We start from the raw sequence: 10339 nt of genomic DNA, 5'->3' as shown, positions 1-10339 counted from the left end.
GACTAGGTTCGTGGGTATGACAGTTCCACCGCTGGTCCCAGCCGGCCCTCCCCTGACCGCGGACGAGGTGAGCCGGTACTCCCGGCACCTGCTCATGCCGACGGTCGGCGAAGGGGGCCAACGCCGCCTCCTCGCTGCGCGGGTGGCCGTCGTGGGTGCCGGCGGGCTCGGCTCACCCTCGCTGCTCTACCTCGCCGCCGCCGGGGTCGGCCGGATCACCGTCATCGACGACGACCTCGTGGACACGACGAACCTGCAGCGCCAGGTCATCCACGCCACCGAGGACGTGGGCCGCCCGAAGGTGGACAGCGCCGTGGAGCGAGTGCGCGCGCTCAACCCGGACGTCGAGGTCGTCGGCGTCAGCGAGCACCTCGACCCGGGCAACGTGCGCGATCTGCTCGGCGGGCACGACATCGTCCTCGACGGGAGCGACAACTTCGACACCCGCTACACGGTGGGCGATGCCTGCGCCGAGCTCGGCATCCCGCTCGTGTGGGCCGCGGTGTACCGCACCGAGGCCCACCTCACGCTCTTCTGGTCCGCCGCCCCGGAGGGGCTGCCCGCGACCGTGCTGCGCGACCTCTTCCCGACGCCCCCGGCACCGGGGTCGGTCCCCGCGTGCGGCGATGCCGGCGTCATCGGGCCGCTCGTCGGCCAGGTGGGGGCGATGATGGCCACCGAGGCGATCAAGCTCATCACCGGCACCGGCACCCCCCTGCTCGGTCGGCTGCTCTTCATCGACGTGCTCGCCACGACCCAGCGCGAGATCCCGGTCCGGCCGCGGGACCCCGCACGACCCCGGGCCGTCCCCACGGCCGTCCGGGACACCGGCGAAGCGGCCAGCGGCGCCGAGGCGCAGGAACCCGCGCCGACCGTCTCCGCCGCCGACCTGGCCGGCCGCCTCGGTGGCGGGCAGGCCCCCTTCGTCCTCGACGTGCGGGACGCGGCGGAGGTGGCCACGGGCGTCATCCCCGGCGCCGACCACATCCCCGTCGCGACGCTCACCTCGGACACCGCCGCGAGCGCCGACCTGCCGACCGACCGCGACGTGGTGCTCGTCTGTCGCTCCGGTGCCCGCGCCCGCCTGGCCGCGACGGCGCTGCGGGCACGGGGCTTCACCCGCCTGGCCGTCCTCGAGGGCGGGATGCTGGCCTGGGAGGGACCGACGCGGACACCCGAAGAGATGACAAGGAGCAGCGCATGAGCACGCGGCGCACCGTGCTGGACGTGGAGGAGTACCGCGATGAGCTCCTCGAGCACCTGCTGGCCGGCTCGGGGGCCCTCCCCGGGACCGAGGAGGTGGCGCTCGTGGACGGGCTCGGCCGGGTGCTCGCCCGCGACGTGAGCAGCAGCGGGGACGTCCCGGCCTTCGACAACTCCGCGATGGACGGCTACGCCGTGCGGCAGGCCGACGTGCAGACCCTGCCCGCCACCCTCCGCGTCGTCGCCGACGTGCCGGCCGGCTCACGCCGCGACCCCGTCCTCGCCGGTGGTGACTGCGTGCGGATCATGACCGGCGCGCCCATGCCCTCCGACGCCGACACGGTCGTGCCCGTGGAGCTGACCGACGGCGGCGCCGAGACCGTGACGATCACGGAGGCGCCCGGCGCGGGCCGGCACGTGCGCGCCGCCGGGGGCGACCTCGCCGCCGGTGACGTCGTGGTCCCGGCCGGCACGACGCTGACCCCCGGTCACCTGAGCGCGATCGCCGCCGCCGGGGCCCCGAGCGTCCTCGTGCGACGCCGGCCGGTCGTGGCCGTCGTGACGACCGGCGACGAGCTGGTCGCCCCGGGGGGCACGCTGCGGCGCGGCCAGATCTACGAGTCCAACGGCACCCACCTCGTCGCCTCCCTCATCGACATGGGCGTGAGCACCCGCCACGTCGCGGCCGTCGCGGACGACGTCACGACCTTCGGCGCCGCCCTGGACGAGCTTGCCGACTGCGACCTGGTCCTCCTCACCGGCGGGGTCAGCGTCGGTGCCTTCGACGTCTCCCGGATCGCCCTCGAGGAGTCCGGCGAGGGGGTCTTCCGTCACGTGCGGATGCAGCCGGGAAAGCCCCAGGGGTGGGGCCGTTGGCGCGGCCGCACCCCCGTGCTCGCCTTTCCCGGCAACCCGATGAGCACCGCGATCTCCTTCGAGGTCTTCGGGCGTCCGGTGCTGGACCGGCTGCTCGGGCGCCAGCTCCGACCGGGGCCGGACGCCGCCGTCGCCGCGACCGGGTGGCGCTCCCCCTCCGGGCGGCGCCAGTACCTGCCGGTCCGGCTCAACAGCGACGAGTCCGGTCGGCTCGTGGCCACTCCCGCACACCGCCGCGGGTCCGCGTCGCACATGGTCACCTCGCTCGCCGGCGCCGACGCGCTGGCCGTCGTGGCCGCGGACGTCGACGAGGTCGCGCCGGGTGACGTCGTGACCATCAGGAGGCTCGGATGACCGAGGAACATGCACTGACCCACCTGGACCCACGGGGCGAGGCCCGGATGGTGGACGTCACGGAGAAGGTCCCGACCGTGCGCTCGGCCACCGCCACCGGGCGGGTGCGCATCTCCCCCGACGTCGTGGCGCTGCTGCGCGACGACGCCGTGCCGAAGGGGGACGTGCTCGCCGTCGCGCGCATCGCCGGCATCCAGGCCGCCAAGAAGACCCCGGAGCTGCTGCCCCTCGCCCACGTCATCGGTGTGCACGGGGCCACCGTGGACCTGGACATCACCGACGACGGCGTCGACGTCACCGCCACCGTGCGCACCGCCGACCGGACCGGGGTGGAGATGGAGGCGTTGACCTGCGTGTCCGTCGCGGCCCTGGCCGTCATCGACATGGTCAAGGGGAAGGACCGCTGGGCCCACATCGCCGACGTGCAGCTGCTCGAGAAGACCGGTGGGCGCAGCGGCACCTGGCGCCGGGAGGGCTCGTGAGCATCCCCGACTTCGACGCCGTGGTCCTCGCCGGGGGTGCTGGCCAGCGACTCGGCGGGATCAGCAAGCCCGACGTCGAGCTGGCCGGCCGGCGTCTCGTCGACGGCGTGCTCGTCGCGGTCTCCGACGCCCGTGAGATCGTCGTCGTCGGCGACGTCGAGGTGCCGAAGGGCGTGCACCGGACCCTCGAGGACCCGCCGTACGGCGGACCCGCCGCCGGAGTCGCAGCGGGCCTGGACGAGCTCGCCCGGGTGGGCGGGCCCGCGCCCTGGACGGTGCTGCTCGCCTGCGACCTGGCCGACCCGGTGCCCGCGCTCGGCCGGCTCGTGGCCGCCTGGGCCCACGCGCAGTCCTCCCCGGACGTGGCGAGCGAGGAGCACGACGGCTGGTGCCTCGAGGACTCCGGCGGCAGCCCGCAGTGGCTCTTCGGCATCCACCGCACCGACTCCCTCCGCACGGCGTTGACCCGCCTCGGGGACCCCAGGGACCGCTCCATGAGGAGTCTCTTCGCCGAGTCCACGCTCGTGACCATGGCTGCCGGCGACGACGACGTCGCGGACATCGACACGTGGGGCGACCACGCCCGGTGGAGTGAACGCCTCGCGCAGGAGCGCTGGGCGGACTGGATCGAGGACGCCAGCGAGGCGGTGGGGATCGACCCCGAGTCGGTCGACGTGCCGGGCATCCAGACCCTGGCCCGGCAGGTCGCCCACGACTTCGAACGCCCCATGGCACCCGTGGGCGCCTACATCCTCGGGGTCGCCGTCGGGCGCCTCGAGGAGCAGGGGCGCCCGATCGACAAGGAGTCGTTGCGGCAGGCGATCGCCGCCACGGCCCGGGACCAACCACGAAAGGACGATCACTGATGGCCCACGTGAGGTACTTCGCTGCGGCGGCCGAGGCCGCCGGGAAGGACGAGGAGGAGCTGCAGGGCAGCACGATCGGGGCGGTCCTCGATGCCGCCCGCTCCGTCCACGGGGACCGGCTCACCGACGTGCTCGAGCGCTGCTCGGTGCTGCACGACGGCCGGTACGTCGACACCCGGGACCGGCCCGTCGCGGACGGCGACACGATCGACGTGCTGCCCCCCTTCGCCGGGGGGTGAGTGCCGGTCAGCCCCCGATGGCGCTCATCGGGCGCGGTGGCTGCAGGAAGCCGGGCTCGTTGATCCCGTGGCCCGGCTTCTTGCCCGCCAGGCAGGAGTGGATGAGGTCGACGATCTCGTTCGGGTCGTCGTTGTCGCGCAACGGGCCCCGCAGATCGGTCTCGCCCCGTGCGAAGAGGCACGAGCGCAGCTGACCGTCCGCCGTCAGCCGCAGCCGGTCGCACGCCCCGCAGAAGGGCATCGTCACGGACGCGATGACGCCGACCTTCGCGGGTCCGCCGTCCACGTGGAAGAGCTCGGCGGGCGCCGCGCCCCGCCCGGGTACCTCGGTGAGGGTGAACTCGGTGCGCAGCTTCTCCAGGATCTCCGCCCCGGTGATCATGTTCGCGCGCTTCCACTCATGGCCGCCGTCGAGGGGCATCTGCTCGATGAAGCGCAGCTCGAAGCCGCGCTCCAGCGCCCAGTGCAGCAGCCGGACCGGCTCGTCGTCGTTGACCCCGCGCAGCAGGACCGTGTTGACCTTCAGCGGGTGGAAGCCCGCCTCGTCCGCGGCGTCGATGCCGGCCATGGTGTCGGCGAAACGGTCCCGCCGGCTCATCGCCTTGAAGCGCTCCGGGTCCAAGGTGTCCAGGCTGATGTTGACCCGGGCGAGACCGGCCTCCTTCAACGGCTGGGCCAGCTTCGGCAGGCGCAGGGCGTTCGTGGTCATCGAGACCTCGACGGGCCCGGCCGCGCTCTCCATCGCCGAGATTCCTGCCACGATGTCGACCGCGTCCGGGCGCAGTAGTGGCTCGCCCCCGGTCAGCCGAACCTCCTCGATGCCCGCGTCGACGGCGATCCCGACGACCCGCAGCAGCTCCTCGGTGGTCAGCAGCTCCTGCTTGGGGATCCACGGGACCCCCTCGGCGGGCATGCAGTAGGTGCAGCGCAGGTTGCAGTGGTCGGTGAGGGAGATGCGCAGGTCGCGGTGCAGCCGACCGTGCGTGTCCATGAGCGGCTTCATGAGGCCATCCCCGACCACACGTGGCCGCCGTGGGCCCCGTGTTGCTTCTTCCACACCGGCAACTCGTGCTTGACCGCCTCCACGACGGCGCGGCAGACCTCGAAGGCCAGGCCGCGGTGGGCGGTGCCGACCGTCACGACCAGCGCGAGGTCCCCGATCTCGAGGTGACCGACCCGGTGCAGCGCGACGACGCGCGCATCCCCGTGTGGGTCCGCCGAAGCCAGTGCCTCCGCGACGATCGACTCGATCATCGCCGGGGCGTCGGGGTGGCAGGAGTAATCCAACGAGGCCACCGGGCCGCGGACCTCGGGGTCGTGGTCGCGCACCTGGCCGACGAACGAGGCGACGGCGCCGTGGGTCGCGTCGTCGACGTCGGCCAGGGCCGCCGTGAGGTCGATCGCCTCCGCGGTCACCTCTGCTCGCACGATGCTCATCAGTGGTCACCCCCGTCCAGCTGGTCGATGAGATGGGGCAGGAGGGGCACGATGACGGAGAGCCCCTCGTCCACCCCCTTCGGGCTGCCGGGGAGGTTGGCGATGACGGCCCCCTCCGACGTCGCGGAGTCGTCGACGACTCCGACGAGGCCGCGGCTCAGCGCCGCCATCGGGGTCTTCCTGGCGCCCTCCGCCCGCAGCATCTCGGCGATGCCGGGGATCTCACGGTCGATGACCGCGCGAGTCCCCTCGGGGGTGCGGTCCTTCGGATGGACCCCGGTGCCGCCGGAGGTGATGATCACCCGGGCGCCGGCGGTCAGCGCGGCGTGCAGCGAGTGGGATACCGACTCCACGCCGTCCTCGACGACGCTGGAGGTGACCTGGTGACCGGCTCCGGTGAGTGCGTCACGGGCGAGCTCCCCTGAGCGGTCCTCCCGTTCGCCGCGGGCGACCCGGTCGGAGACGGTGATGACGTGGGCGACGACCATCGGCTGCCCCCTTCGTGTTGGTGGGTTCCCCCAGTGTCTCAGGTCACGTCGGGAACCCACCAACAGGGTGCTCAGAGACCGAGATCGCGGCCGATGAGCTCCTTCATGATCTCGTTGGTGCCCGCCCAGATCTTGTGCACGCGGGCGTCCTTCCAGGCGCGGGCGACGCGGTACTCGTTCATGAAGCCGTACCCGCCGTGCAGCTGCACGCACTCGTCGAGGACGTCGCACTGGATCTCGCCGGCCCACCACTTCGCCTTGGCGGCGTCCACCGCTGTGAGGTCGCCCTCGGTGTGGGCCATGACGCAGTCGTTGATGTAGGCCTCGGTGACCTCGACCTTCGTGACCAGCTCGGCGATCTTGAACTTGTTGTGCTGGAAGGAGCCGATCGGCTGGCCGAAGGCCTTGCGCTCCTTGGTGTACTCGATCGTCTCCTCGAGGATCTGGCGGGCATTGGCGATGTTCCCGACCGCGTTGCCGAGGCGCTCCTGCGGGAGCTTCTGCATCATCGAGATGAAGCCCATCCCCTCATCCCCCAGGAGCCGGTCGGCAGGGACGCGGACGTTGTCGAAGAAGAGCTCGGAGGTGTCGGACTCCGGCTGGCCCACCTTGTCCAGCGGTTTGCCCTTGGTGAAGCCCTCGTCCTCCTTCTCGAGGACGAAGAGCGAGATCCCCTTGGCACCCTTGGTCGGGTCGGTGCGCACGGCCACCACCGCGAGGTCGCACTGGTACCCGTTGGTGATGAAGGTCTTGGACCCGTTGATGATCCAGTCCCCGGAGCCATCGTCGGCCTTGACGGCCGTGGTCTTCAGCGCGGCCAGGTCGGAGCCGCCGGAGGGCTCGGTCATGCCGATCGAGAGGATCTTCTCTCCCGAGGCCACCTGCGGGAGCCAGCGCTGCTTCTGCTCCTGCGTCCCCAGGGCCACGATGTAGGGGGCAGTGATGTCCCCGTGGATGCCGAAGCAGGAGGAGGTGGCGGCGTTGAACTTCCCCAGTTCCTCCCCCAGGATCGCGTTGAAGCGGTAGTCATCGATCCCGGCACCACCGAACTCCTCGGGGATGGTCAGCCCGAAGAAGCCCTGCTTGCCCGCCTCGAGCCAGACCTCCCGCGGGATGGTGTGCTCGGCGATCATCGACTCGGCCCGGGGCACGAGCGTCCGGTCGACGAACTCACGGACGGAGGACCGGAAGGACTCGTGGTCCTGGTCGTAGATGCTGCGGGGCATGGACTGTCACCTCTCTGGCACGTGACGTGCGGAAACGGGGCCTAAGCGCTTGCTTAGTCTCCTGCCCGCCCTGCATGCTGTCAAAGTGTCCGCGACCACTCCGAGCCAGACCGTGCCCGACAACCCCACCGTGCGACGCCTCTTCGAGGCGGCCGCGGATGCCTTCGCGGAGAAGGGTTTCCATGGCACGACGACGCGGGACATCGCCTCCCGCGCGGGCCTGTCCCCCGCCGGGGTGTACGTGCACTTCGCGAGCAAGGAGGACCTGCTCTTCCAGCTGAGCCGGGTCGGTCACAGCCAGGCCCGAGACGCCCTCGCGCAGGCGGCCGAGACCGCGGCCTCCCCGAGCGAGGCGCTGGCGGAGGTGATCTCGGTCTTCGTCCGGTGGCACGTGCGCGAGCACCAGGTGGCGCGCATCGTCCAGTACGAGTTCCGTCACCTCTCCCCCGAGCACCGTCGCGAGGTGCTCACCCTCCGGCGCGAGATCGACGCGGTGGTGGAGCGGATCATCACGGACGGCGTCGCGAGCGGAGAGTTCGACGTGACCGACCCGCAGTCCACGGCGCTGGCCGCCCTCTCCCTCGTGGTCGACGTGGCGCGGTGGTACCACCCGGGCGTGCGACGCACGCAGCAGGAGATCGGCGAGACCTACGCGATGCTGGCCCTGCGTCTGGTGGGGGCCGCGAGGGGGTGATCCCCTCGCGCCGCGGCGTTCGTCCACCGCCCCCCCCCCGCTCACCCGACGTCGACGCCGAAGGGGGCGAGCAGCCCCTGCGCCCCGACCGGGTCGACGCGCATCCCCTTCGCCCGTGCCTCACGCAGGTCGATGGCGTAGTCACGCGCGGTGCGCAGGTCGGCATCCCGCAGGTCGGCCCGCACGAACCTGGCGCCCGCGAGCGAGCAGTCGTCGAAGACCACCTCGCGCAGCACCGCCTCGTCGAAGTCGGCCTCGGTCAAGACGCACCTCGTGAGGCGCGCGCCCGTGAGGTCCAGCCCGCTGAAGCTGCCCATCGACAGCTGGCAGTCCACCCACCTCGAGGGCTCGGGCGCCAGGGTCGGGGCCCGCTGCATCGACCACGACGTCGCGAGCGCCCGGCAGCCGGTGAACGTGCACCCGTCCACCACGGAGTCGGGGAGCCGCAGCCGGGACAGGTCGACCCGCTCGAGCGTGCAGCCCTCCAACCGCACCCGCGCGAGGGTGGCTCCGGCCAGCTCCGTGTCGCGGAGGGTGCAGCCGACCAGCTCGACGTCCCCGAGCACGTCCCCCTCGGCCAGGGAGCCGGTGAGGACCTCCTCGACGACGCTGGAGCGACCAGCGATCTCCTCGGTGAGTGACGGCATGCCCGCACGCTACCGAGCGTCCCCGCCCACCACCGTCCCGCACCACACGACGAAGGGCGTTCGCCCCCGGATCGGGGGGCGAACGCCCTTCGTTTCGGAGCGGGGCTCAGTCGCGGGTGAGGCGGCGGTGGGTCACGCGGTGGGGGCGCGCGGCCTCCTCACCGAGACGCTCGACCTTGTTGGCCTCGTAGCCCTCGAAGTTGCCCTCGTACCAGTACCAAGCGGTCGGGTTCTCCTCGGTGCCCTCGTAGGCGAGGATGTGGGTCGCGACGCGGTCGAGGAACCACCGGTCGTGGGAGATGACCACGGCACAACCGGGGAAGGACAGCAGTGCGTTCTCCAGCGAGCCGAGCGTCTCGACGTCCAGGTCGTTGGTCGGCTCGTCGAGGAGCAGCACGTTGCCCCCCTGCTTGAGCGTCAGGGCCAGGTTGAGCCGGTTGCGCTCACCGCCGGAGAGCACGCCGGACTTCTTCTGCTGGTCCGGGCCCTTGAAGCCGAACTGGCTGACGTAGGCGCGGCTGGGGATCTCCACGTTGCCGACCTGGATGTGGTCCAGACCGTCGGAGACGACCTCCCAGACGTTCTTCTCGGAGTCGATCCCCGCGCGGGACTGGTCGACATAGGACAGCTTGACGGTGTCCCCGATGTCGACGGTCCCGCCCATCGGCTCCTCGAGGCCGACGATCGTCTTGAAGAGGGTCGTCTTGCCGACGCCGTTGGGACCGATGACACCGACGATGCCGTTGCGCGGAAGCGTGAAGGACAGGTCGTCGATGAGCACACGCTCGCCGTAACCCTGCTTGAGGTCGGTGACCTCGATGACCTTGCTGCCCAAGCGCGGGCCCGGCGGGATCTGGATCTCCTCGAAGTCCAGCTTCCGGGTCCGCTCCGCCTCGGCCGCCATCTCCTCGTAGCGCTCGAGTCGCGCCTTGTTCTTGCTCTGGCGCGCCTTGGGGTTCGAGCGGACCCACTCCAGCTCGTTCTTCAGCCGCTTGGCGAGCTTGGCGTCCTTCTTGCCCTGGACCTGCAGGCGCTCCTGCTTCTTCTCCAGGTACGTGGAGTAGTTGCCCTCGTAGGGGTAGAGGCGTCCGCGGTCGACCTCGGCGATCCACTGCGCGACGTTGTCCATGAAGTACCGGTCGTGCGTGACGGCGACGACGGCACCGGGGTACTCCGCGAGGTGCTGCTCCAGCCACAGCACCGACTCGGCGTCCAGGTGGTTGGTCGGCTCGTCGAGTAGCAGCAGGTCCGGCTTCTGCAGGAGCAGCTTGCACAGCGCCACGCGGCGGCGCTCACCGCCGGAGAGCTTGGTGACCGGCTCGTCGGCCGGCGGGCAGCGCAGCGCGTCCATGGCCTGCTCCAGCTGGGAGTCCAGGTCCCACGCGTCCGCGTGGTCGATGTCCTCCTGGAGCTTGCCCATCTCCTCCATGAGCGCGTCGAAGTCCGCGTCCGGGTCGGCCATCTGCTCGGAGATCTCGTTGTACCGGTCCAGCTTGGCCTTGATCTCGCCGGCGCCCTCCTCGACATTGCCGAGGACGGTCTTCTCCTCGTTCAGCGGCGGCTCCTGCTGCAGGATGCCCACCGTCGCGCCCGGCTTGAGGCTCGCCTCGCCGTTGCTCGGCTGGTCCAGCCCGGCCATGATCTTCAGGATGGTCGACTTGCCGGCCCCGTTGGGGCCGACCATCCCGATCTTGGCTCCGGGGAAGAAGGACATCGAGACGTCATCGAGGATGACCTTCTCGTTGTGCGCCTTGCGCGCACGCACCATGGTGTAGATGTAGTCGGCCATGGAGGCAGGCTATCCACTCCCCGCCCCCACGCCCGAAT

At 71.4% G+C, this 10339-nt stretch carries 12 protein-coding genes; 6 read left to right on the top strand and 6 right to left on the bottom strand.

What is annotated here, in order from left to right; all coding sequences use genetic code 11:
• The first annotated feature begins 16 nt into the window (after positions 1–16).
• Genes JCO01S_RS06210 through JCO01S_RS06190 form a run of 5 tightly spaced genes read left to right on the top strand, consistent with a single transcriptional unit; the run spans position 17 to position 4020 of the window.
• Entirely contained in the window at positions 17–1204 is a 1188-nt protein-coding gene (locus JCO01S_RS06210) for a ThiF family adenylyltransferase (RefSeq protein WP_068252398.1), read from the top strand.
• Positions 1201–2433, top strand: coding sequence for a molybdopterin molybdotransferase MoeA (locus tag JCO01S_RS06205; RefSeq protein WP_068252395.1), 1233 nt, complete (start codon positions 1201–1203; stop codon positions 2431–2433). The genes JCO01S_RS06210 and JCO01S_RS06205 overlap by 4 nt, the downstream gene beginning before the upstream one ends.
• Entirely contained in the window at positions 2430–2915 is a 486-nt protein-coding gene (gene moaC / locus JCO01S_RS06200; protein ID WP_068252392.1) for a cyclic pyranopterin monophosphate synthase MoaC, read from the top strand. Before JCO01S_RS06205 ends, moaC begins: the two co-directional genes overlap by 4 nt.
• Positions 2912–3781 carry an NTP transferase domain-containing protein gene (locus JCO01S_RS06195; RefSeq protein WP_068252388.1) on the top strand — a complete coding sequence of 290 codons (870 nt, stop codon included), beginning with the start codon at positions 2912–2914 and terminating at the stop codon, positions 3779–3781. Before moaC ends, JCO01S_RS06195 begins: the two co-directional genes overlap by 4 nt.
• A complete protein-coding gene (locus JCO01S_RS06190; protein ID WP_068252387.1) occupies positions 3781–4020 on the top strand; it encodes a MoaD/ThiS family protein in 240 nt (79 codons plus the stop codon). The genes JCO01S_RS06195 and JCO01S_RS06190 overlap by 1 nt, the downstream gene beginning before the upstream one ends.
• A gap of 7 nt (positions 4021–4027) precedes the next feature.
• Here JCO01S_RS06190 and moaA read toward each other — a convergent pair whose 3' ends face one another.
• The 4 genes from moaA to JCO01S_RS06170 form a co-directional block, all read right to left on the bottom strand.
• Complete coding sequence (gene moaA / locus JCO01S_RS06185; RefSeq protein WP_068252508.1) at positions 4028–5023, bottom strand: GTP 3',8-cyclase MoaA; 996 nt, start codon at positions 5021–5023, stop codon at positions 4028–4030.
• Positions 5020–5457 carry a molybdenum cofactor biosynthesis protein MoaE gene (locus JCO01S_RS06180; RefSeq protein WP_068252386.1) on the bottom strand — a complete coding sequence of 146 codons (438 nt, stop codon included), beginning with the start codon at positions 5455–5457 and terminating at the stop codon, positions 5020–5022. The genes moaA and JCO01S_RS06180 overlap by 4 nt, the downstream gene beginning before the upstream one ends.
• Positions 5457–5945: a MogA/MoaB family molybdenum cofactor biosynthesis protein gene (locus tag JCO01S_RS06175; protein ID WP_068252383.1), complete on the bottom strand. Its 489-nt coding sequence runs from the start codon at positions 5943–5945 to the stop codon at positions 5457–5459. The genes JCO01S_RS06180 and JCO01S_RS06175 overlap by 1 nt, the downstream gene beginning before the upstream one ends.
• Before the next feature lie 71 nt (positions 5946–6016).
• Positions 6017–7171 (bottom strand): acyl-CoA dehydrogenase family protein, encoded by a 1155-nt coding sequence (locus JCO01S_RS06170; protein WP_068252380.1) that lies wholly within the window; start codon positions 7169–7171, stop codon positions 6017–6019.
• Positions 7172–7256: 85 nt separating this feature from the next.
• Here JCO01S_RS06170 and JCO01S_RS06165 point away from each other — a divergent pair, with 85 nt between their 5' ends.
• Positions 7257–7865, top strand: coding sequence for a TetR/AcrR family transcriptional regulator (locus JCO01S_RS06165; RefSeq protein WP_068252377.1), 609 nt, complete (start codon positions 7257–7259; stop codon positions 7863–7865).
• 41 nt (positions 7866–7906) lie between these two features.
• Here JCO01S_RS06165 and JCO01S_RS06160 read toward each other — a convergent pair whose 3' ends face one another.
• Positions 7907–8512 (bottom strand): pentapeptide repeat-containing protein, encoded by a 606-nt coding sequence (locus JCO01S_RS06160; protein ID WP_068252374.1) that lies wholly within the window; start codon positions 8510–8512, stop codon positions 7907–7909.
• 106 nt (positions 8513–8618) lie between these two features.
• Complete coding sequence (gene ettA, locus JCO01S_RS06155; RefSeq protein ID WP_068252371.1) at positions 8619–10301, bottom strand: energy-dependent translational throttle protein EttA; 1683 nt, start codon at positions 10299–10301, stop codon at positions 8619–8621.
• Positions 10302–10339: the final 38 nt, after the last annotated feature.

This window comes from Janibacter corallicola NBRC 107790 (assembly GCF_001570965.1).
GTDB classification, from domain to species: domain Bacteria; phylum Actinomycetota; class Actinomycetes; order Actinomycetales; family Dermatophilaceae; genus Janibacter; species Janibacter corallicola.
Note: the sequence above shows the minus strand (reverse complement) of the source record. Positions and strands in the feature narration are given on the sequence as shown.